Origin of the sequence: Micromonospora sp. NPDC049559, from assembly GCF_040676675.1 — a bacterium.
Lineage (GTDB): Bacteria > Actinomycetota > Actinomycetes > Mycobacteriales > Micromonosporaceae > JBFAPK01.
The window spans coordinates 64,696-86,350 of sequence record NZ_JBFAPK010000024.1 but is presented as its reverse complement, the minus strand read 5'-3'; the positions used below and the strand labels follow the sequence as shown (position 1 = coordinate 86,350).

The following is a 21,655-nucleotide window of genomic DNA, read 5'->3' as shown; positions in this document are numbered from 1 at the left end:
ATCGGTGGTACGCAGCCGCTGGCCAGCCGGTTCAAATTCGCTGGCCGGTCGTACCGACAGGCTCTCGGGGCTGCCGCTGTTCACCTCTGGTTCACCGTCCGGCCCGGATCCGCTCATCGGGCGCTCTTACGGTCCCGGAGCACACACTCGCGCCCGTCCGCGCCTGACCGGCGCAGGTCCGACGATATGTGCACAAATCAACGAGGAGGCACTCCCAGATGAGCGACCGACCCCGGCTGCTCCCCCTGCTGGGCCCCGCCGGCCACGGGGGGCGTAGCGCGATGACCTGTCTGTACCGCTGCGGCAACGCCTGCGACCACCCGGTGCCGAACGAGTCGGAGAACCCGTACTTCGGTGACGTGGTGAACGCCGAGGTGTCCCGGCGCGGCGTCGTCCGCGCGGGCGCGGTCGGCGCCCTGGTGCTCGGCGTGGCCGGCGCGCTCGGTTCCACCGCTCCGGCGCTGGCGGCCCCCGGCGACGGCGGCGTGCCGGCCCTCCCGGAGATCGACGACTTCACCGCCAAGCGTCCGCCGTCGAACAACGGCGCGCTCACCTTCAAGCCGATCCCGCCGAACAAGCTCGACACCCTTGTCGTACCGAACGGGTACGACCACGCGGTGGTCATCCGCTGGGGCGACCCGGTGGTGCCCGGCGCGCCGGCGCTGGACGTGCACAACCAGACCGCGGCCCGGCAGTCGAAGCAGTTCGGCTACAACAACGACTTCGTCGGCGTACTGCCGCTGGACCGCAAGGGTCGGCGGGCGCTGCTCGTGGTGAACCACGAGTACACCAACGAGGAGCTGATGTTCCCGGGCTTCACCAGCCTGGACGCGCTCACGCCGGAGCAGGTGCGGGCCGCGATCGCCGCGCACGGCCTCTCGGTGGTCGAGTTGGAGCGGGTCGGCGACACCGGCGCGTGGGAGCCGGTACGCGACGGCCGCCGGCCGTACAACCGGCGGATCACCGCGCTGGAGACCCGGTTCGACGTGACCGGACCGGCGGCCGGCTCGGCCTGGCTCAAGACGAAGGCGGACCCGAAGGGCCGTACCGTCGTCGGCACGCTGAACAACTGCTCGGGCGGGATCACCCCGTGGGGCACCGTGCTCTCCGGCGAGGAGAACTTCAATCAGTACTTCGTGGGCGGCGACGGCGCCCCGGCCGAGCTGAAGCCGAAGCTGGCCCGCTACGGCATCCCCACCGACGTGCGCTACCCGAGCGGCAGCCGCAGGTGGGACCGGGTGGACGAGCGCTTCGACCTGGCCAAGAACCCGAACGAGGCGCACCGCTTCGGCTGGGTCGTCGAGGTGGACCCGTTCGACCCGGACTCCCGGCCGCGCAAGCACACCGCGATGGGCCGACTCAAGCACGAGGGCGCGAACGTCATCATCGCCAAGGACGGCCACGTGGTGGCGTACATGGGCGACGACGAGCGCTTCGACTACCTGTACAAGTTCGTCTCCGAGAACAAGTACATGAAGGGCGACTCGGCCGCGGCCCGCCGCCACAACCTGACCCTGCTGGAGTCGGGCACGCTCTACGTGGCGAAGCTGGACTACACCAGCGCCGACGAGATCGACGGTTCGGGCAAGCTCCCCGCCGACGGGGCGTTCAACGGGCGCGGGCGCTGGATCAAGCTGGTCCGGGGCAACACGTCGTACGTGCCGGGCATGACCGCCGCCGACGTGCTCACCTTCACCCGGCTCGCCGGTGACGCGGTCGGCGCGACCAAGATGGACCGGCCGGAGGACGTCGAGCCGAGCAAGGTCACCGGCAAGATCTACGTGGCGCTGACCAACAACACCAACCGGGGCGTGGGCAGCAACCCGAAGCCGGACGAGGCGAACCCGCGCAACGCCAACAAGCACGGGCAGATCCTGGAGGTGGTGGAGGACCGGGGCGACCACACCTCGGAGACCTTCGCCTGGTCGCTGCCGATCGTCTGCGGCGACCCGACGGACCCGTCGACCTTCTTCGCCGGGTACGACAAGTCCAAGGTCTCGCCGATCTCCTGCCCGGACAACGTGGCCTTCGACGGCGCCGGCAACCTCTGGATCTCCACCGACGGCAACGCGCTCGGCAGCAACGACGGGCTCTTCGCCACCGCCGTGGAGGGACCGGAGCGCGGGCACCTCAAGCAGTTCCTGACCGTACCGCTCGGCGCCGAGACCTGCGGCCCGTTCATCAGCGAGGACAACCGGTCGGTCTTCGTCGCGGTACAGCACCCGGGCGAGATCTCCGGTGCGACGCTCGAAAACCCGGCCTCCAACTGGCCCGACGGCGACTTCGCCAAGCCGGGTGTGGTGGTCACCTGGCGGCTGGACGGCGGCGCCGTCGGCAGCTGAGCCGGACGCCCGGCGAGGGTCACGCCGGGACGCCCCGCCGGGGCCGGCCACGCAACCCGCGTGGCCGGCCCCGGCCGTTTCCCACCGCTGTTCCCGGGCCCCGTACCCGGGCGGGCTCAGGCGTCGCTGGCTATCCCCTCGGCGACCGCGCGGGCCACCGTCAGCAGGCGCGCGCGCACCACGCGCGCGGAGGTCATCATCTCCGCCGCCGGCAGCGCGCAGGCGAGCACGACCCGCCGCTCCATGTCCTTGTCGGGCGTCACGAGCACCGCCGCGCAGGCCACGCCCTGCCGGAACTGGCCGAGCTCCAGGTGCATGCCGCGCCGGTCGCCGGCCGCGAGGTCGGCCTCGAAGGCGTCGGGGGCGACCAGCGTCGCCGACGTGAAGGGGCGCATACCGTACTCGCGGAGGTAGCGGAACCGCTGCTCCGGCGTGAGCGTGGCGAGCAGCGCCTTGCCGAGGGCCGTGGCGTGCGCCCCCTCGTCGAATCCCGGTACGAGGTCCTCCAGGTACGGCGAACGCGACCCCTCGGCCAGCGCCGTGATCGCCACCTGGCCGCCGACGAAGCGCCCGAGGTAGTGGCTGTAGCCGGTGTCCACCGCGGCCCGCCGCAGCGACTCGCCGACCGCGGGTGGCCCGCGGAAGGCCGTGACGAGTTCGCGGTACCGGTCGGCGACCTCCAACCCGACGATGTAGGTACCGTCCTCGCGCCGGATCACGTAGCCCTCGTAGGCGAGCGTGCGCACCAGGTGGTACGTGGTGGCCACGGTCAGCTCGCAGCGCCGCGCTATCTGCTTCACGGTCAGGCCCTTCGGGGCACGCCCGACCGCTTCGAGGACGCGTAGCGCACGCGACACGCTACGGATCAGGTCCGAAGGTTCCGCCAGAGGGTCGCGCACAACCACCTCCGCCACCGGGGACTTACACCATATGAAAAACCGGGCGTCAGGGAAATGCCCGCCCGGATCGAGGATGCCAGATCTTCGGCCACAGCGCGTGCACCGACAGACACGGTCGGTTCATAAGGGTGAGTCGCGTAGGCTCGTCGGAAATGACCGAGATAGCGCTCGACCCACCCCGGGCCGCCACCCCCAGCCACCCCGTACGTACCGCGCTCGGCGCCACCGCCACCACGATCGCCTCCGTCCTGCCCGTCTTCCTGGTGGGCGGGCTCGCCGTGCAGATGGGTGCCGAACTCCACTTCGATCCCGCCGGGCTGGGCCTGGCGGTCTCCGTCTACTTCGGCGTGAGCGCGCTCGCCTCGCTCCCCACCGGTGCCCTGGTCGAGCGGTACGGTCCGGCCTGGGTCGCCCGCTGCGCGGTGCTGCTCGCCGCCGCGTCGATGCTCGCCATCGCCGTGCTCGCCCACTCCTACGCCGCCCTGGTCGCGCTGCTGGCGGTCGGCGCCGCCGCCAACGCCGCCGGGCAGCTCGCCAGCAACACGGCGCTCGCCCGGCACGTACCGGCCGGACGGCAGGGACTGTCGTTCGGGTTCAAACAGGCCGCCATCCCGATCTCGACGCTGCTCGCCGGGGCCGCCGTACCGGCCGTCGCGCTCACCGCCGGCTGGCGCTGGGCGTTCGTGGCCGCGGCCGGCGCCGCGCTGGCCGCCCTGCTGGTCGTACCCTCCGACGGGCGCGGCAGCCGCCGCGCCGACGGCGCGGACGGCGAGCGCGCCACCCTCGCCCTGGTCGTGATCGGAATCGCCGCCACGCTCGCCGCCGGGGCCGCCAACGCGCTCGGCACCTTCCTGGTCGACTCGGCCGCCGCGCGCGGGCTCTCGCCCGGCCTGGCCGGGCTCACCCTCACCTTCGGCAGCGCCATCTGCGCCCTCGCCCGGGTCCTCTCCGGCTGGCTCGCCGACCGGCGCTCCGGCGGTCACGTCGCCACCATCGCCGGCATGCTCGTGGTCGGCGCCGCCGGGCTCGGCCTGCTGGCGCTGACCGGGCCGGCGCCGCTCGTCGCCGGCGTGACGCTCGGCTTCGGGCTCGGCTGGGCCTGGCCCGGCCTGATGACGTTCGCCGTGGTACGCCTGCACCCGCAGGCGCCGGCCGCCGCCACCTCGATCACCCAGACCGGCGTCTACGCCGGCGGCTGCGCCGGTCCCCTCGCGCTCGGCGCGGTCGCGGGCCACGCCAGCTATCCGGCCATGTGGTGCAGCGCCGCCGTGGCGATGGTGCTGGCCGCCGGATGCATGTTGGCCGGGCGGCGGATGCTGCTGCGGCACTCCCGCGTAACCCGCGCCCGGTAGCCTCCACAGTCACCGGTCCGGACGAGGCCCAACCAGCCCGCCGGGTGCGGACGAGCGTGCCGCACCGGCCGCCGACGAGCAGAGCGCCGGGCGTACCGGCGGGATGGGAGCCGACGTGTCCAAGCCCGCGCTGTCGCGGCGGATGTTGCTCGGTGCGGTCGGCACCGGTACCGCCGGCACCTACCTGGCGCCCGCCGGACCGGCCTCGGCGGCGCCCGCCCAGGCGGTAGCGGCCGGCGACACGGTGCTGGAGCTGGCGAGCCGCGCCGACGCGCCCACGAGCACGGTACCGGCCGAGGTGGCCGCCATCCGTACGGCCGGCTACGCGGCGCCCGGTGACGGCGGTGGCGCCCTCTACCGCCGGCTCGCCGAGGAACCGGTGCCGCCGAGGGCGTGGCACCTCAGCACCGCCGGCGGCGCCTGGTGGGAGATCGCCGACGAGGTGGTCTCCGTCCGGGCCCTCGGCGCGAAGGGCAACTACGACGAGGCCACGACCCCGATCGACCCGAGCAACGACGACACGGCCGCGTTCCTCGCCGCCGCCGAACTGGACCGGGTGATCCACGTACCGGCCACGCCGCACGCGTACCGGGTCGAGAAGTCGATCCTGCTCAAGCGCGACGGCACCACCTGGTACGGCGACGGTTACGAGTCGAAGATCGTGCTGACCTCGATCGCCACCGGCGTCGGGCAGCTCATCGGCATCTCGGGCGAGCCGCCGACCCGCCCCGACGGCGACCCGGCGCGCACCGTCCGGGGCGTACGCGTCTCCGGGCTGCACCTCGACACCCGCAACAGCGTCAACAACAACGGCCTCGGCATGTCCTTCGCCCGCGACGTCCGGGTCGACGACATGTACTTCTCCCGGATCGGCCGCAAGGCGGTGACCTGCCAGTACCACTGCCACGACAGCCACGTCCGGGACGTCACCGTCGAGGCGAGCGCCCAGGAGCGGTACAGCCAGGCCGCCGCGATCAGCGTCGAGGGGCAGACCGCCGGTCTCACCTATTCGAACGGCGTGGTCGCGGTCGACAGGTTCGGCGCCGACATGACCAACCTCACCTTCGACACCGTCTCGTGCGCCGCGTCCGGGTACAGCTACGCGGTGGTCTCCAACGCCCGGCGGGTGACGCTGGCGAACCTCGACTTCGGCGACGTCACCGGCAACCTCGACGAGAACGGGAACCGGCAGGCCGGAGCCTTCGTGGTGTTCACCCGGACGGTCCAGGACAGCGTGGTGCGCTCCGTCCGCGGCGGCAACAGCATCCGCAAGATGATCTGGTTCGGCGCCGCCGTGCAGCGCTGCATGGTGGAGGACTTCCGGTTCGGGGCGACGACCGGCGCCGCCGGCGACGGCCACGCGATCCACTGCGAGGGCCCGGCGAACACCGTCCGGGACGGGTCGTTCGCGCACCGGAACACCGCCAGCACCGCGATCCTGGTCGGCGGCGCCGACGTGACCCTGGCCGGCGTGCACGTCACGGAGTGCGCCAGCAACCTCGTCGTGGGCATGACCACCTCGGCGGCCCGGCTCTCGCTGCTGGGCAGCACCCTCTACCCGGGCACCGCCGTCGCGTTCCAGGTCACCAACGCCTGCCTGATCCAGGGCAACCGGTTTATGGCCACCGGCGCGCCGACCGTCGGCAGGTTCGACGCGACCGGCAACCGCTTCCTCGGCAACCACCTGGCCGGCTCCGGCTCCGGCCGCCTGGTCGTCGGTACGGCCGCCTCGGCGATCATCTCGGGCAACGTCTTCGGCGGCGCTTCCAGCGTCGACTTCCAGGGCGGCAGCCTCGCCGCCAGCGTCTTCACCGGCAACCTCGGTGCGACCGCGGAGTAGGGGCGGATCTCGCCCGGGCGGGCGGGTCGGGTCAGAAGGTCTCGTACGTCACCCGGGCCCGGGCGAGGTCGCCGGCCCGCAGCGCCTCGGTGGGGATCGTGAAGTACACCACCGGCGGATTCCCCGGATGGTCCAGCACCTTGAGCAGGCAGGTGTACGCCTCCCCGGCCGGCACGATCGGGGTGGTGCTCTCCAGCGCCGGCCAGCCGAACGCCTGGTGCCGCGCGCCGACCCGCTCGGCCCACGCCTCGACGACCGGGCCGACCTCCAGCGCCGGTATCCGGTCCGGCTCATCCGGGCCGAAGTCGAGCGCGTCGACGGCGTACTCCCACTGGTCCGGGAGGGTGAGCACCGGCTCGGCGCGCAGCCGGGCCATCGGGAAGGTCGCCGCGGGCTCCGGGGCGCCGACCGGCACCGCCCGCGCCGGATCCGCCGGCAGCACCCGCCAGCTCACCGGATCGTCGAGCCGCACGTGCCGTACCGCCTCGTACGGCAGCTCCGGCGCGAAGACGAAGAAGTTGAGCAGCCCGGGCCGCCCCGGCAACTCCGTACCGAGCCAGGGGGCGAGCAGGTCGGTGTCGAGGACGGCGAGCGGGCTGAGCGGGATCCCGGCGCACTCCGGCCAGGGCGTGCCCGGTTCGAGCAGCGCCGGACCGCCGAGCCAGCACCGGTCGGCGCTCGCGCCGTCGTCGTCGGCCGGTTCGAGCCGGAATCCGGGCCGGGCCATGGCCGCGAACCGCGGACCGGCGTACGCGCCGAGCCGGTCGACGCAGAGCCGGTGCAGCTCGGCCCGTTCGGCTTGGCGATCCACCGCGCCGGTCGGCATCCGGAGAGGTCAGCTGGTCCGGTCGGCGATGAAGTCGCAGAGCGATTCCAGCGCGCGGCGCGGGGCCGTGTCCGGCAGCGGCGACAGCCGCTCCCGCGCGTCCTCGGCGTACGAGCGCACCGTCTCCCGGGCCCGCTTCAGCGCCGGCGACTCGCGCAGCAGCCCGAGCGCCTCGGCGTGCAGGTCGTCGTCGGTGACCGGGCCGAGGGAGAGGATCTCCCGCAGCCGTACCGAGGCCGCGTCGGAGTCGTCCGAGGCCAGCGCGTAGAGCACCGGCAGCGTCGGTACGCCCTCCCGCAGGTCGGTGCCGGGGGTCTTGCCCGACTGCACCGACTCGGAGGCGATGTCGAGCAGGTCGTCCGAGAGCTGGAACGCGATGCCGATGACCTCGCCGTACCCGGCGAGCGCCCCGACGTGCTCCGGCGCGGCGCCGCCGAACATGCCGCCGAACCGCGCCGAGGTGGCGATCAGCGAGCCGGTCTTCTCGGAGAGCACGTGCAGGTAGTGCTCGACCGGGTCGTCACCGGGCCGGGGCCCGATCGTCTCGGCGATCTGGCCGTGCACCAGCCGGGCGAAGGTCCGCGCCTGGAGCCGGACGGCCTCCGTACCGAGGCTGGCCGCCAGGTCGGCGGCGCGGGCGAAGAGGTAGTCCCCGACCAGGATGGCGACCGAATTGGTCCAGCGCGAGTTGGCGCTCGGTGCCCCCCGCCGCACCGCCGCCTCGTCCATCACGTCGTCGTGGTAGAGGGTGGCGAGGTGGGTGAGTTCCATCACCACCGCCGCCGGTACCACCAGCGGTGACTCGGGGTCACCGAACTGTGCACCCAGCGCCACCAGCAGTGGACGGAACCGCTTGCCGCCCGCCTCCAGCAGGTGCCGGGCCGCCTCGGTGACGAACGGGTCCGCACTCGTCACGCACGTCCGCAGTTCGGACTCGACCGCCGTCAGCACGCTCGTCGCCGATGCCTCGACGCGCTCGTCGACGAAGTCGAGTCCGATCCCGCTCAGGCTCTCAGCCGGTCTCCCCACGCTTTCAACCATGCCACACCGGCCCAACCAGCCCTGGTGGGGGTGGCTGGCCGGCGCCCCGGGGCGGAAGAGGGGCGCCGACCGTCATCGCACGAATTCGGCGGCGCCGTTGGCGAGGTCCAGCAGCGGCGCCGGCGCCACCCCCAGGACCAGCGTGGCGACCACGCCGATCATGAGCGCGGCGGCGGTGAGGCCGCCCGGTACCGTCACGGCGGGGGTCGAGTCGCCGGGCTCGGAGAGCCACATCATGACCACCACCCGCAGGTACGGGAAGGCGAGGATCATGCTCGTCACCACACCGGCGATCACCAGCCAGCTCTGCCCGCCGTCCAGCGCCGCCCCGAAGACCGCGAACTTGCTGGTGAAGCCGCTGGTGAGCGGGATGCCGGCGAAGGCGAGCAGGATGAAGGTGAACAGACCGGCGTAGAGCGGGGAACGCCGCCCCAGGCCCGCCCAGCGGGACAGGTGGGTGGCCTCCCCGTCGGCGTCCCGCACCAGGGTCACCACGGCGAACGCCGCGATCACCGTGAAGCCGTACGACACCAGGTAGAACATGGTGCTGGAGAGGCCGTCCTTGTTCAGGGCCAGCACCCCGACCAGCAGGTAGCCGGCGTTCGCCACCGACGAGTACGCCAGCAGCCGCTTGATGTCGGTCTGGGTGACCGCGAGCACCGCGCCGACCAGCATGGTGAGCACCGCGACGCCGCCGAGCACCGGGGTGAAGTCCCAGGCGGCACCGGAGATCGCGACATAGAGCACGCGCAGCAGCCCGCCGAAGGCCGCGACCTTGGTGCAGGCCGCCATGAAGCCGGTGATCGGGGTGGGCGCGCCCTGGTAGACGTCGGGCGTCCAGACGTGGAACGGCGCCGCCGCGGCCTTGAAGAGCAGCCCGATCGAGAGCATCGCGATGCCCGCGTAGAGCAGCACCGGGCTGGTCGCCGAGTTCTGCACGACCGCCGCGTGGATGGTCGCGAACTCGACCCCGCCGGAGCCGGCGTTGACGTTCACCGTGAAGCCGTAGATCAGGGCCACGCCGAAGAGGAAGAACGCGGAGGCGTACGCGCCGAGCATGAAGTACTTGAGCGCGGCCTCCTGGCTCAGCAGCCGCCGGCGGCGGGCCAGCGCGCAGAGCAGGTAGAGCGGCAGCGAGAAGACCTCCAACGCGATGAACATCGTCAGCAGGTCGTTCGCGGCGACGAAGAGCAGCATGCCGGCGACCGCGAACATCGTCAGCGGGTACACCTCGGTGGCCCCGCCCTGCCGCTCGGCCTGCGCGCGGTCCTCGGTGGACCCGGCGACGACCGCGGCGTGCGCCACGAAGGCGCCGCCGCGCTCGACCGAACGCTCGCCGATCAGCAGCAGCGCCACGATCGCGAGGACCAGGATGCCGCCCTGGAGGAAGAGCGTGGGCCCGTCGATGGCGACCGCCTGGCCGGCGGTGAGCAGCCGGTCGTCGGCGTGCAGCACGACCATCACGAGCGAGGCCACCAGGGCGGCCAGGCCGAGGAGCAGCTGCACGACGTGGCGCCGGCGCCGGGGTACGAACGCCTCGACGAGTACGCCCAGGCAGGCGGCGCCGAAGAGGATCAGCATCGGAGCGAGTGCCGAATAGTCGATCTGCGGCAGCTTCAACTCATTCATTTGGCGGCCTCCTGCACGGTGCCGACGGTCGGTGCGGGATCGGACTTGCCGACGTCCTGCATGGTGGCCTGCACGGCGGGGTTGATGACATCGGTGACCGGCTTCGGGTAGAAGCCGAGCAGCAGGAGCAGCAGGATCAGCGGGGCGACCACGACCTTCTCCCGCAGGCTGAGGTCCCGGCGCATGGCCTCGACCTCGGTGAGCGCCGGGTTGAGCGTCCCCTGGGTGGTGCGCTGCACCATCCAGAGCACGTACGCCGCCGCCAGGATGATGCCGAGCGTGGCGATCACGGCGACCGGCTTGTTGACCGTGAACGTACCAATCAGCACCAGGAACTCGGAGATGAACGGCGCCGTACCGGGCAGCGCCAGCGAGGCGAGACCGGCGAAGAAGAGGACGCCGGCCAGCAGCGGCATCAGCTTGCCGGCCCCGCCGAAGTCACCCACCAGGGCCGAGCCGCGCCGGGCGACCAGCATGCCGACCACCAGGAAGAGCAGGCCGGTGGCGAGGCCGTGGTTGAGCATGTAGAGCACCGCACCGGTGCCGCCCTGGCTGGTGAAGGCGAAGATGCCGACCCCGATGAAGCCGAAGTGGGCGATCGAGGTGTACGAGACCAGCCGCTTGAGGTCGTTCTGCCCGATCGCGAGCAGCGCGGCGTAGATGATGCCGATCACCGCGAGCGCGATCGCCCACGGGGCGAACCAGCGCGACGCCTCGGGGAAGAGCGGCAGGCAGTACCGCAGGATGCCGAAGGTGCCGACCTTGTCGAGCACGCCGACCAGCAGCGCCGCGGCACCGGCCGGCGCGGCCCCACCGGCGTCGGGTAGCCAGGTGTGGAACGGGAAGAACGGCGCCTTGATCGCGAAGGCGACGAAGAAGCCGAGGAAGAGCCAGCGCTCCGTACCGGTGGAGATGTCGATCTGGGTCAGCGCCTGCCAGTCGAAGGTCTTCCCGCCGACCACCCAGAGGCCGATCACCGCGGCCAGCATGAAGAGGCCGCCGACCAGGGAGTAGAGGAAGAACTTCACCGCCGCGTACTGGCGCTGCTGGCCGCCGTAGCTTCCGATCAGGAAGTACATCGGGACCAGCATGACCTCGAAGAAGACGTAGAAGAGGAAGACGTCGGCGGCGGCGAAGACGCCGATCATCGTGCACTCGAGGACCAGCAGCAGCGCGAAGTAGACCGGCACCGAGCGCTTCGAGTTGTCGGCGTCGTGCCACGAGGCCAGGATCACCAGCGGCACCAGCACCGCGATGAGCATCAGCATCACCAGGGCGATGCCGTCCGCCGCGAAGGTGAAGTTCACCCCCCAGCGCGGGATCCACTCGTACGACTCGCGGAACTGCAACCGGTCCCCGCCGGCCTTGAACGCCACCCACATGAAGGCGGACAGCACCAGGACGGCCAGTGACCAGACCAGCGCGACCCGCTTGGCCAGCTCCGGCCGGCTGCGCGGCAGGAACGCCACGACCAGCGCGCCGACCAGCGGTGCGATGGTCAGCACCGAGAGGAAGGGGAAGTCGGACATTATTCGGCGTGCCTCTCCTGTTTCGGGTCGCCAGACCGCGGGCCGCGCGACGCTGCACCCGCCGGCGACCCGTGCCTGCCTCCGTCGTGGGATCCGCCGGCGACGGCGGTCCGGCTCGTATCTCTCACGCCAGCCACCCCATCTGCACCGCCAGGAAGGCCGCCACCACCAGCAGGGCGCCGGTGAGCATGGACATCGCGTACGACCGGACGAAGCCGGTCTGCAGCCGGCGCAGTCGCCCGGACCCGCCGCCGACCGCGGCGGCCAGCCCGTTGACGATCCCGTCGATGCCCCGGTTGTCCAGGTAGACCAGCGCCCGCGTCAGGAAGATGCCGGGCTTCTCGAAGACCGCCTCGTTGAAGGCGTCGGTGTAGAGGTTGCGCCGGGCGGCGCGGACCAGCGGACCGGCGGGCTGCTCCTGCATGGCGGTGCCGTTGCGGAACAGCGCCCAGGCCAGCCCGGCGCCGAGCACGGTCACCACGATGGAGAGGATGGTGATCAGCGTGTGCGACAGCACCGGGTGGACCGCCTCCTCGCCCTCGTGCCCGAGCACCGGCGTGAGCCAGTGCGGCACGGGGCTGGCCATCAGGCCACCGGCGGCGACCGAGCCGGCCGCCAGCAGGATCAGCGGTACGGTCATCACGGGCGGGGACTCGTGCGGGTGGTGGATGTCCTCGGTCCAGCGCGCCGGGCCGTGGAAGGTGAGCACGAAGAGCCGCGTCATGTAGAACGCGGTGAGTCCGGCGCCGAGCAGCGCGGCACCGCCGTACAGCCAGGCGGTCCAGCCCTCGCGCTCGAACGCGGCCGCGATGATCGGCTCCTTGGAGAAGTAGCCGGAGAGCGGCGGGATGCCGATGATCGCCAGCCAGCCCAGGCCGAAGGTGATCCAGGTGATCTTCATGTGCTTGGCCAGCCCACCGAAGCGGCGGATGTCCACCTGGTCCTTCATCCCGTGCATCACGGAACCGGCGCCGAGGAACATGTTGGCCTTGAAGAAGCCGTGCGCGAGCAGGTGCACGATCGCCAGCGCGTACGCCCCGCCGCCGAGCCCGACGCCGAGGAACATGTAGCCGATCTGGCTCACCGTCGACCAGGCCAGCACCCGCTTGATGTCGTCCTTCGCGGCGCCGATGACGCAGCCCATCAGCAGGGTGACCGCGCCGACGCTGACCACCACGGTCTGCAGGGTGCCGTTCGACGAGAAGATCGGGTTCGAGCGGGCGATCAGGTAGACGCCCGCGGTCACCATCGTGGCGGCGTGGATCAGCGCGGAGACCGGGGTCGGGCCCTCCATCGCGTCCGGCAGCCACGCCTGGAGCGGGAACTGGCCGGACTTGCCGGTCGCACCGAGCAGCAGCAGCAGGCCCAGAACCAGCACGGTACCGGCGGTCAGTCCCTCGACGCTGCTGAAGACCTGGTCGTACTGGGTGGTGCCGAGGGTCGCGAACATGATGAAGATGGCGATCGCCAGGCCCGCGTCACCGACGCGGTTCATCAGGAACGCCTTCTTGCCCGCGGTGGCCGCCGACGGCCGCTCGTACCAGAAGGAGATCAGCAGGTACGACGCGAGGCCGACCCCCTCCCAGCCGACGTAGAGCATCACGTAGTTGTTGCCGAGCACCAGCAGGAGCATGGCCGCGACGAACAGGTTGAAGTACCCGAAGAAGCGGCGCCGGCCGGGGTCGTGCGACATGTAGCCGGTGGCGTAGACGTGGATCAGGAAACCCACGCCCGTGATCAGCAGTACGAAGACGGCGGCCAGCGGATCGAAGAGCAGGCCGAAGTCCACCTTGAGGTTGCCGACCGCGATGAACTCCCACAGGCTCCGCTGGACCGCCCGGTTCTCGAGCCCACGAAGCTGGAAGAAGTAGGTCAGGCCGAGCACGAAGGCCACCCCGACGCTGGCCACACCCAGCCAGTGGCCCCACCGGTCGGCCCGGCGGCCGAGCACCAGCAGGATCGCCGCGCTGACCAGCGGGATCGCGACCAGCAGCCAGACGGTGCTGAGCAGTCCGGTCGCGGGCGCGTACTCGACCGCCGCGATCGGCTGCGCCGGTACGCCGGCGACGGCTGAGGCCGACAGGGCGTGGGCGCTCGACAGAATCTCTTCCACTCGTGGGCCCCTTTAGTACTTGAGCAGGTTGGAGTCGTCGACGCTCGCCGAGCGTCGAGTCCGGAAGATCGACATGATGATCGCCAGACCCACGACGACCTCCGCCGCGGCCACGACCATGACGAAGAACGCCATGATCTGACCGTTGAGGTCACCGTTGATCCGGCTGAACGTGACCAGCGCGAGGTTGGCCGCGTTGAGCATCAGCTCGATGCACATGAACAGGACGATCGCGTTGCGCCGGATGAGCACACCGACCGCGCCGATGGTGAAGAGCACCGAGGCGAGAATCAGGTAATAGTCAGGCGTCATCGCCGAGCCACCTTTCGTTCGCGCGGCTCGCGGCGCTCGCTCCTCGCGCTCACTTTTCCGTTCCCTTCAGCGCGATCTCCGACTCGGAGAGTTCGCGACGCGGCAGGATCTCGGGGATGCTGCGCTCGGAGAGCCCGCCGTCGGGCAGGCGCGCCGGCGTCGCCACCGAGGTCGAGGTGGCGAAGACGCCCGGCCCCGGCTTTGGGCCCGGGTAGTTGCCCGGCGCGAAGCGGGCCCGCATCTGGCTCGGCTGCGTGACCTTCTCCTCCTTGCGCCGTTCGATGTGCGCCAGCACCATCGCCCCGACCGCCGCCGTGATCAGCAGCGCCGAGGTGACCTCGAACGCGAAGACGTACTTGGTGAAGAGCAGCCGGGCGATGCCGTGCACGTTCCCCTCGGCGTTGGCCGCCTCCAGGCCGGCCGCCGTGCGGCCCTCCAGCGCCCGGTAGAGCCCGCTGCCGACCAGCGCCGCGAAGCCCAGCCCGAGCAGGATCGCCGCCACCCGCTGGCCGCGCAACGTCTCGATCAGCGAGTCCGAGGCGTCCCGGCCGACCAGCATCAGCACGAAGAGGAAGAGCATCATGATCGCGCCGGTGTAGACGATGATCTGCACCATGCCGATGAACGGCCCGGACTGCAGCACGTAGAAGACGCCCAGGCAGAGCATCGTCAGTACCAGCCACAGCGCCGAGTGCACGGCGTTGCGGGCCCAGACCATGCCGAGCGCCCCGAGCAGGGCCAGCGGCGCGAGGATCCAGAAGGTCACCTGCTCGCCGGTGGAGACATCCCCCGCGGCGGCGAGCACCGTAGACGTGTTCATGACGCTTCTCCAGTCGTACCGGAGCCGTCCGCGGTGCGGGCCTGCGACCAGGGGGCGCGTTCGGCTCCGACGGAGGTACCCGGGTTGGTCAGCGCGCCGACGTAGTAGTCCTTCTCGGTCTCGCCCAGCCGCATCGGGTGGGGCGGCTGCTCCATGCCCGGCAGCAGCGGCGCGAGCAGCTGCTCCTTCGTGAAGATCAGGTCCTGCCTCGAATCGCGGGCCAGCTCGTACTCGTTGCTCATGGTGAGCGACCGGGTCGGGCAGGCCTCGATGCAGAGGCCGCAGAAGATGCACCGGGCGTAGTTGATCTGGTAGACGCTGGCGTACCGCTCACCCGGGGAGTACCGCTCCCGCTCGGTGTTGTCGCCGCCCTCGACGTAGATCGCGTCCGCCGGGCAGGCCCAGGCGCACAGCTCGCAGCCGATGCACTTCTCCAAGCCGTCCGGGTGCCGGTTGAGGATGTGCCGCCCGTGGTAGCGGGGGGCGGAAACCGGCGGCTTGAACGGGTAGTCGGTGGTGACCACCTTCTTGAACATGTGCGAGAAGGTGACCCCGAACCCCTTGAACGCGCCCGTGATCCCGCTCATGTCACACCTCCTCCTTCTCGTCGGCGCCGGCGCCGGAGCCGATGTTGGCCGGCTCCCGCTCGGCGACCGTACGGGTGAGCCGCGGGCTCGGCGGCACCTGCAGGTCCATCGGGGGCAGCGGGAAGCTGCCGTGCGGCCGGTTGCGGACCTGTTCCTCCAGGGTCGGCTGCGGCTGCGGCTTCCGGTTCGGCCAGAGCAGCACCACGGCCAGCAGCACGACCACCACCGCGCCGATCGCGATCGTCCGGTCCCGGGTCTGCCAGTGGTCGATCGAGCGGAGCCCGGAGAGCGCCAGGATCCAGAGCAGGTTGATCGGCAGCAGCACCTTCCAGCCGAACCGCATGAACTGGTCGTAGCGCAGCCGGGGCAGCGTGCCGCGGAGCCAGACGAAGACGAAGACCAGCAGGATCACCTTCGCGGCGAACCAGAGCAGCGGCCACCAGCCGGAGTTCGCGCCGGACCAGAGGGTGAGCGGCCAGGGCGCCCGCCAGCCGCCGAGGAAGAGCGTCGTGGTCACCGCCGACATGGTCACCATCGAGACGTACTCGGAGAGCATGAAGAGCGCGAACTTCAGCGAGCTGTACTCGGTCATGAAGCCCGCGACCAGCTCCGACTCGGCCTCGGGCAGGTCGAACGGCGCCCGGTTGGTCTCACCGACCGTGGCGATGAAGAAGATGATGAAGCTCGGCAGCAGCAGCAGGGCGTACCAGCCGGGGGCGTGCAGGTCGAAGCCGAGCCCGTCCCAGGACCGGTCGCTGCCCGCCTGGGCGGCCACGATCCCGCTGGTCGACATCGTGCCGGCCGTCATGAAGACCGCCACGATGGAGAGCCCCATCGCGACCTCGTACGAGATCATCTGGGCGCTGGAGCGGAGGCCGCCGAGCAGCGGATAGGTCGAGCCGGAGGCCCAGCCGCCCAGCACCACGCCGTAGACGCCCATCGACGAGCAGGCGAGCAGCACCAGCACGGCCACCGGCACGTCGGTGACCTGCAGCGGCGTCCGCGTACCGAAGATGCTCACCATCGGCCCGAACGGCACCACCGACAGGGCGGTCACCGCGCAGATCGTGGAGATGGTCGGGGCGAAGAAGTAGACGACCTTGTCCGCGGCCTTCGGCAGGATGTCTTCCTTGAAGGCCATCTTCAGGCCGTCGGCCAGCGTCTGCAGCAGACCGAACGGGCCGACCTGGTTGAGACCCGGCCGCTGCGCCATGCGGGCGACGACGCGGCGCTCGAACCACACGCCGAGCAGCGTCGCCAGCACGGCGAAGACGAAGGCGGCCAGGATCTTGATGAGGATCAGCCACCAGGGGTCCTTGCCGAAGTCGTCCAGCGTCGGATCCTGCGCCAGGTACAGCTGAGCCTGCGCCAGGGGGTTCACAGCGCACCTCTTTCGTTCGCGGCTGCGGCGCTCACTGCTCGGCGCTCCCAGCGTTGAGTAGCGGACCCGGCCGGTCGGCCGCGTCGGCGGCGACCGGGCGGGGCGTACCGGCGGTGAGCCGGACGATCGTGCCGGAGCTGGCACCCAGGCTGCGCCGTACGGTGGAGCCGGGCGAGTTGGTCGGCAGCCAGACCACGCTCTCGGGCATGTCGGTGAGCGCCGCCGGCAGGGTGACCGCGCCCCGGTCGGTACCGACCGTGACGGCATCCCCGTCGGCGATGCCCAGCGCCTTGGCGGTCGACTCGGCCAGCCGGACCACCGGCGGGCGGGCCGTGCCGCCGAGGTGCTCGTCCCCGTCGGTCAGGCTGCCCAGGTCGATCAGGTGGTGCCAGGTGGCGAGCACCGCCTCGCCCTCGACGGGGCGGGCCGGCTCGGCCGGCTCCACCGCCGGGGCCAGCGGCCGCTCCGCCCGGGTCGGCGGCAGCGACCCGAGTTCCCGCCGAACGCTGTTGACGTCCGCGGTACCGAGCCGCACGCCGAGCTGCGCGGCGAGCGCGTCGAGCACCCGGCCGTCGTTCATGGCCGGGGTGTTCAGCACCGCCTCGAAGGTGCGCAGCCGGCCCTCCCAGTCGAGGAAGCTGCCGGCCTTCTCCACCACCGGGGCGACCGGCAGCACCACGTCGGCGCGGCGGCTCACCGCGCTGTTGCGGACCTCCAGGCTGACCAGGAAGGGCACCTTCTCCAGCGCCTGCTCGGCCAGCCGCGGGTCGGACAGGTCCGCCGGGTCGACCCCGGCCACGACCAGCGCCCCGAGCTGCCCCGCCGCCGCGGCGGCGATGATGGCGTCGGTGTCCCGGCCGACCTGGCTGGGGATCACGCCGGGCGCGACGTCCCAGGCCCCGCCGAGCTCCGCGCGGGCGGCGGCGTCCGTCACCGGGCGCCCGCCGGGGAGCAGGTTCGGCAGGCAGCCGGCGTCGACCGCGCCCCGGTCGCCCGCGCGGCGGGGGACCCAGGCCAGCCGGGCGCCGGTACGGTCGGCCAGCGCCGCCGCCGCCGAGAGCCCGCCGGGCACGGTGGCGAGCCGCTCGCCGACCACCAGGATCGCTCCCTCGGCGCCGAGCGCCGCGGCGAGCGTGGCGTCCCCGGCCAGCAGCCGGGCCTCCTCGCCGGGGGCCGCGGTGACCAGGGTGGCGCCGAGCTTGGTCAGCCCGCGGCTGGCGAACGGCGCCACCGCCAGGACCTTGAGCCCGCGCTTGGTGTACGCCTTGCGCAGCCGCAGGAAGAGGATCGGGCACTCCTCCTCGGGCTCCAGCCCGACGAGGACCACGGCCGGCGCCTTCTCGACGTCGGCGTAGGTCACGTCGGTGACCCCGGCGACCCGGCTGGCCAGGAACTCGGCCTCCTCGGTGGCCGAGCCGACCGACCCGGCGCCGCCGCTGATCGGGCGGGCCCGGAAGTCGATGTCGTTGGTGTTCAGGGCGACCCGGGCGAACTTCGCGTACGCGTACGCGTCCTCGACCGTGAGCCGGCCGCCGGTCAGCACGCCGATGCCGTACGCGCCGTCGCGGGCCGCGCGCAGCCCCTCGGCGGCGAAGGCGAACGCCTCGCTCCAGGAGGCCTCCCGCAGCTCACCCGTGCGGGCGTCGCGGATCTGCGGGTTTGTCATCCGGTCGAAGGCGGTGGCGTACTGGAAGCCCCACCGGCCCTTGTCGCAGTTCCACTCCTCGTTGACCGCCGGGTCGTCGCCGGCCAGCCGGCGCAGCACCTTGCCCCGCCGGAAGTCGGTGCGCTGGGCGCAGCCGGCCGAGCAGTGCTCGCAGACGCTCGGCGTGGAGACCAGGTCGAACGGGCGGGCCCGGAACCGGTACTGCGCGCCGGTGAGCGCCCCGACCGGGCAGATCTGCACCGTGTTTCCGGAGAAGTACGAGTTGAACGGCACGTCGCCGCCCTCAAGGGGTTCACCGGGACCGGCCGGTCCGTCGGCGTCCACCCCGTACGCCTCGTCGCGGTAGATGTTGATCTCCTCGGCCGAGGAGCGTCCCATCAGGTCGATGAACTTGTCCCCGGCGATCTCCTCGGAGAACCGGGTGCAGCGCTGGCAGAGCACGCAGCGCTCGCGGTCCAGCAGCACCTGGGTGGAGATCGGCAGCGGCTTCGGGTACTCGCGCTTGTGCTCGTGGAAGCGGCTGTCGGTACGGCCGGTGGACATCGCCTGGTTCTGCAGCGGGCACTCGCCGCCCTTGTCGCACATCGGGCAGTCGAGCGGGTGGTTCACCAGCAGCAGCTCCATGATCCCCTCCTGCGCCTTCTTGGCGACCGGAGAGGTGAGCTGGGTACGCACGACCATGCCGTCGGCGACCGTCTGGGTGCAGGAGGCGACCGGCTTGCGCTGCCCCTCGACCTCGACCAGGCACTGCCGGCAGGCGCCGGCCGGCGCCAGCAGCGGGTGGTCGCAGAAGCGGGGGATCGCGATGCCCAGCTGCTCGGCGACCCGGATGAGCAGCGCGCCCTTCGGCGCGGTCACCTCAATGCCGTCGATGGTGAGCGTGACCGTCTCCGCCGCCTTCGCCACGTCTGTCATTAGTGAGCTCCAACCAGCTGCTTGTCCGACAGCTTCGGCGCGGTACGTCCCTCGATGTAGTCGAGGTAGTCCTGCTTGAAGTACTTCAGCGAGGAGGTCACCGGGCTGGTCGCGCCGTCACCGAGACCGCAGAACGAGCGGCCGAGGATGTTGTCGGCGGTGTCCAGCAGGGTGTCGAGGTCCTCGTACGAGCCCTGGCCGGCGAGGATGCGCCGGTAGGTGCGGACCATCCAGTAGTTGCCCTCCCGGCACGGGGTGCACTTGCCGCACGACTCGTGGTGGTAGAACTCCAGCCACCGGTACGTCGCGTAGACCGGGCAGTCCTGGTCGGAGAAGATCTGGGTGGCCGTGGTGCCGAGGATGGAACCGGCCGCGGCGACCCCCTCGAAGTCCAGCGGCACGTCCAGGTGCTCGGCGGTGAGCAGCGGGGTGGACGAGCCGCCCGGGGTCCAGAACCGCAGGTTGTGCCCCGGCTGCATGCCGCCGGCCAGCTCGATCAGCTCGCGCAGCGTGATGCCGAGCCCGCACTCGTACTGGCCGGGGTTGGCGATCCGGCCGGAGAGCGAGTAGATCATCGGGCCGGACGACTTCTCCGTACCCATGGTCTTCCACCACTGCGCGCCGCCGAGCACGATGTACGGCACGCTGGCGATGGTCCCGACGTTGTTGACCACGGTCGGGGCGGCGTAGAGGCCGTGGGTGGCCGGGAACGGCGGGCGCAGCCGCGGCTGGCCCCGGAACCCCTCCAGCGAGTCGAGCAGGGCCGTCTCCTCGCCGCAGATGTACGCCCCGGCGCCGCTGTGCACCACCAGGTCCAGGTCGAACCCGGTACCGAGGATGTTGCGGCCGAGGTAGCCCGCCCGGTACGCCTCCTGCACCGCGTTGCGCAGCCGGCGCGCGGCGTGCACCGCCTCGCCCCGGATGTAGATGTACGCCCGGTTGGCGCGGATCGCGTACGAGGCGATGATGACGCCCTCGACCAGCGAGTGCGGGTCGTGCGTCATCAGCGGCAGGTCCTTGCAGGTGCCCGGCTCGCCCTCGTCGGCGTTGACGACCAGGTAGTGCGGCTTGCCGTCGCCCTGGGGGATGAAGCCCCACTTGAGGCCGGTCGGGAAGCCGGCGCCCCCGCGACCGCGCAGACCCGAGTCCTTCACCAGCTGGATCAGGTCGTCCGGGTGCGCGGCGAGCGCCTTGCGCAGCGCGGCGTAGCCGTCGAGCCGCTCGTAGACGTCGAGCCGCCAGGCGTCCGGCGACAGCCAGCGCTTGGTCAGCACCGGGGTCAGCTTCGCCAGCGTCTCGGGCCGAGGCACGCTCACTTCTCCGCCTCCTTCTCCTCGGCGGCCTGACCGCCGTTCGCGCGCGAGGTCTCCGCGCGCTCCTGCTCACCGCCGGACGCCGACCGGGCGTCCGTGAGCGTCCGTTCCTGCGCGCCGGCGGCGTCACCGGCCGGCTTGGCGTCGCCCGCCGGCGGGTTGGCGGCCACCCCGGCCGCCTCGGCCGCCCGGGCGTCCCCCTCGGCCGGGGCGGCGCCGTCGGCCGGGGCGCGGGTGCCGGGCGCCTCGGGCACCGCGGTCTTCGCGTCCGGCTGCCGGGTCTCGGCCGTACGGACCTGCGGGGACTTGGCGTCCGGCGCCTTGGTGTCCGGCGCGGTGGTGGCGGTACGCGCCGCGGGGATCGCCGGCGCCGGCTTGGCGTCGCCGCCCCCGCTGCTCTTGATCGGGGTGCTCGGGTCGAAGCCGGCCACCGAGATGCCGTGCTGCTCCGCCAGCCGCAGGCCGCGCAGCGTCGGGTCGCCGGCCACCCCGTCGGCCACCGCCTCCTCGCGCGGGTCGGCGAAGCCGGCCAGCTGGAGCGACATCTCCTTGAGCGTGCAGAGCCGGGCGCCCCGGCTCGGCGTCGGCCGTCCGCCGGCCCGCAGTTCGTTGACGACGCCGACCGCGGTGTCCGGGTCTACGTTGTCGAAGAAGTCGTAGTTGACGGTCATGACCGGCCCGTAGTCGCAGGCCGCCAGGCACTCGGCGTGCTCCAGCGTGATGCTGCCGTCGCTGGTCGTCTCGTCGTGCCCGACGCCCAGGTGCTCGCTGAGGGCGTCGTAGACCCGCTGCCCGCCGAGCACGTTGCACATCGTGTTCGTGCAGACGCTGACCAGCCAGTCGCCGGTGGGCCGGCGCTTGTACATCGTGTAGAAGGTCGCCACCGCGCCGACCTGCGCCTTGTTCAGCCCGAGCAGCTCGGCGCAGAACTCGACGCCGGCCGGGGAGACGTAGCCCTCCTCGGACTGCACGAGGTGCAGCAGCGGCAGCAGGGCCGACCGGGACCGGTCCGCCGGGTAGCGGCCGATGATCTCCCGCGCCCGCTCGTACGTCGCCTCACTGAAGCCCATCAGCGGTACCACTTTCCGTT

Annotated in this window: 16 protein-coding genes; 3 read left to right on the top strand and 13 right to left on the bottom strand. The window is 71.8% G+C overall.

Annotated features, from left to right (window positions below; all coding sequences use genetic code 11):
• Nucleotides 1–218 precede the first annotated feature (218 nt).
• Nucleotides 219–2,342, top strand: coding sequence for a PhoX family phosphatase (locus tag AB0J86_RS24175; protein ID WP_363859872.1), 2,124 nt, complete (start codon nucleotides 219–221; stop codon nucleotides 2,340–2,342).
• A gap of 116 nt (nucleotides 2,343–2,458) precedes the next feature.
• Here AB0J86_RS24175 and AB0J86_RS24170 read toward each other — a convergent pair whose 3' ends face one another.
• Nucleotides 2,459–3,241 carry an IclR family transcriptional regulator C-terminal domain-containing protein gene (locus AB0J86_RS24170; protein WP_363859871.1) on the bottom strand — a complete coding sequence of 261 codons (783 nt, stop codon included), beginning with the start codon at nucleotides 3,239–3,241 and terminating at the stop codon, nucleotides 2,459–2,461.
• A 152-nt stretch (nucleotides 3,242–3,393) separates the two neighbouring features.
• On the opposite strand from AB0J86_RS24170, the gene AB0J86_RS24165 reads away from it, so the two are divergent.
• Together AB0J86_RS24165 and AB0J86_RS24160 are read left to right on the top strand one after the other, a co-directional pair.
• Complete coding sequence (locus tag AB0J86_RS24165) at nucleotides 3,394–4,593, top strand: MFS transporter (RefSeq protein WP_363859870.1); 1,200 nt, start codon at nucleotides 3,394–3,396, stop codon at nucleotides 4,591–4,593.
• A gap of 115 nt (nucleotides 4,594–4,708) precedes the next feature.
• Entirely contained in the window at nucleotides 4,709–6,433 is a 1,725-nt protein-coding gene (locus AB0J86_RS24160; RefSeq protein ID WP_363859869.1) for a hypothetical protein, read from the top strand.
• Between the two features lie 31 nt (nucleotides 6,434–6,464).
• Here the strand turns inward: AB0J86_RS24160 and AB0J86_RS24155 are convergent, their stop codons facing one another.
• The 12 genes from AB0J86_RS24155 to nuoE all read right to left on the bottom strand — a co-directional run bounded on the left by AB0J86_RS24155 (nucleotide 6,465) and on the right by nuoE (nucleotide 21,638).
• The gene (locus tag AB0J86_RS24155; protein WP_363859868.1) at nucleotides 6,465–7,259 is read right to left on the bottom strand and encodes a DUF1963 domain-containing protein; all 795 of its coding nucleotides are present in this window, start codon (nucleotides 7,257–7,259) and stop codon (nucleotides 6,465–6,467) included.
• Between the two features lie 9 nt (nucleotides 7,260–7,268).
• Nucleotides 7,269–8,300: a polyprenyl synthetase family protein gene (locus AB0J86_RS24150; protein WP_363859867.1), complete on the bottom strand. Its 1,032-nt coding sequence runs from the start codon at nucleotides 8,298–8,300 to the stop codon at nucleotides 7,269–7,271.
• Nucleotides 8,301–8,372: 72 nt separating this feature from the next.
• Nucleotides 8,373–9,929, bottom strand: coding sequence for an NADH-quinone oxidoreductase subunit NuoN (nuoN, locus tag AB0J86_RS24145; RefSeq protein ID WP_363859866.1), 1,557 nt, complete (start codon nucleotides 9,927–9,929; stop codon nucleotides 8,373–8,375).
• Nucleotides 9,926–11,458 carry an NADH-quinone oxidoreductase subunit M gene (locus AB0J86_RS24140; RefSeq protein ID WP_363859865.1) on the bottom strand — a complete coding sequence of 511 codons (1,533 nt, stop codon included), beginning with the start codon at nucleotides 11,456–11,458 and terminating at the stop codon, nucleotides 9,926–9,928. Before AB0J86_RS24140 ends, nuoN begins: the two co-directional genes overlap by 4 nt.
• A 124-nt stretch (nucleotides 11,459–11,582) precedes the next feature.
• Nucleotides 11,583–13,502 carry an NADH-quinone oxidoreductase subunit L gene (nuoL, locus tag AB0J86_RS24135; protein WP_363859903.1) on the bottom strand — a complete coding sequence of 640 codons (1,920 nt, stop codon included), beginning with the start codon at nucleotides 13,500–13,502 and terminating at the stop codon, nucleotides 11,583–11,585.
• A gap of 81 nt (nucleotides 13,503–13,583) precedes the next feature.
• A complete protein-coding gene (gene nuoK, locus AB0J86_RS24130; protein ID WP_363859864.1) occupies nucleotides 13,584–13,883 on the bottom strand; it encodes an NADH-quinone oxidoreductase subunit NuoK in 300 nt (99 codons plus the stop codon).
• A 49-nt stretch (nucleotides 13,884–13,932) separates the two neighbouring features.
• Complete coding sequence (locus AB0J86_RS24125) at nucleotides 13,933–14,703, bottom strand: NADH-quinone oxidoreductase subunit J (RefSeq protein ID WP_363859863.1); 771 nt, start codon at nucleotides 14,701–14,703, stop codon at nucleotides 13,933–13,935.
• Nucleotides 14,700–15,290, bottom strand: coding sequence for an NADH-quinone oxidoreductase subunit NuoI (nuoI, locus tag AB0J86_RS24120; protein WP_363859862.1), 591 nt, complete (start codon nucleotides 15,288–15,290; stop codon nucleotides 14,700–14,702). Before nuoI ends, AB0J86_RS24125 begins: the two co-directional genes overlap by 4 nt.
• Nucleotide 15,291: 1 nt before the next feature.
• Nucleotides 15,292–16,647, bottom strand: a complete 1,356-nt coding sequence (gene nuoH, locus AB0J86_RS24115) for an NADH-quinone oxidoreductase subunit NuoH (protein ID WP_363859902.1) — start codon at nucleotides 16,645–16,647, stop codon at nucleotides 15,292–15,294.
• A gap of 55 nt (nucleotides 16,648–16,702) precedes the next feature.
• On the bottom strand, nucleotides 16,703–19,252 hold the full coding sequence (locus tag AB0J86_RS24110) for an NADH-quinone oxidoreductase subunit G (protein WP_363859861.1): 2,550 nt from the start codon (nucleotides 19,250–19,252) through the stop codon (nucleotides 16,703–16,705).
• Complete coding sequence (gene nuoF / locus AB0J86_RS24105) at nucleotides 19,252–20,568, bottom strand: NADH-quinone oxidoreductase subunit NuoF (RefSeq protein ID WP_363859860.1); 1,317 nt, start codon at nucleotides 20,566–20,568, stop codon at nucleotides 19,252–19,254. The genes AB0J86_RS24110 and nuoF overlap by 1 nt, the downstream gene beginning before the upstream one ends.
• Nucleotides 20,565–21,638, bottom strand: coding sequence for an NADH-quinone oxidoreductase subunit NuoE (gene nuoE / locus AB0J86_RS24100; RefSeq protein WP_363859901.1), 1,074 nt, complete (start codon nucleotides 21,636–21,638; stop codon nucleotides 20,565–20,567). The genes nuoF and nuoE overlap by 4 nt, the downstream gene beginning before the upstream one ends.
• Between the last annotated feature and the right edge of the window lie 17 nt (nucleotides 21,639–21,655).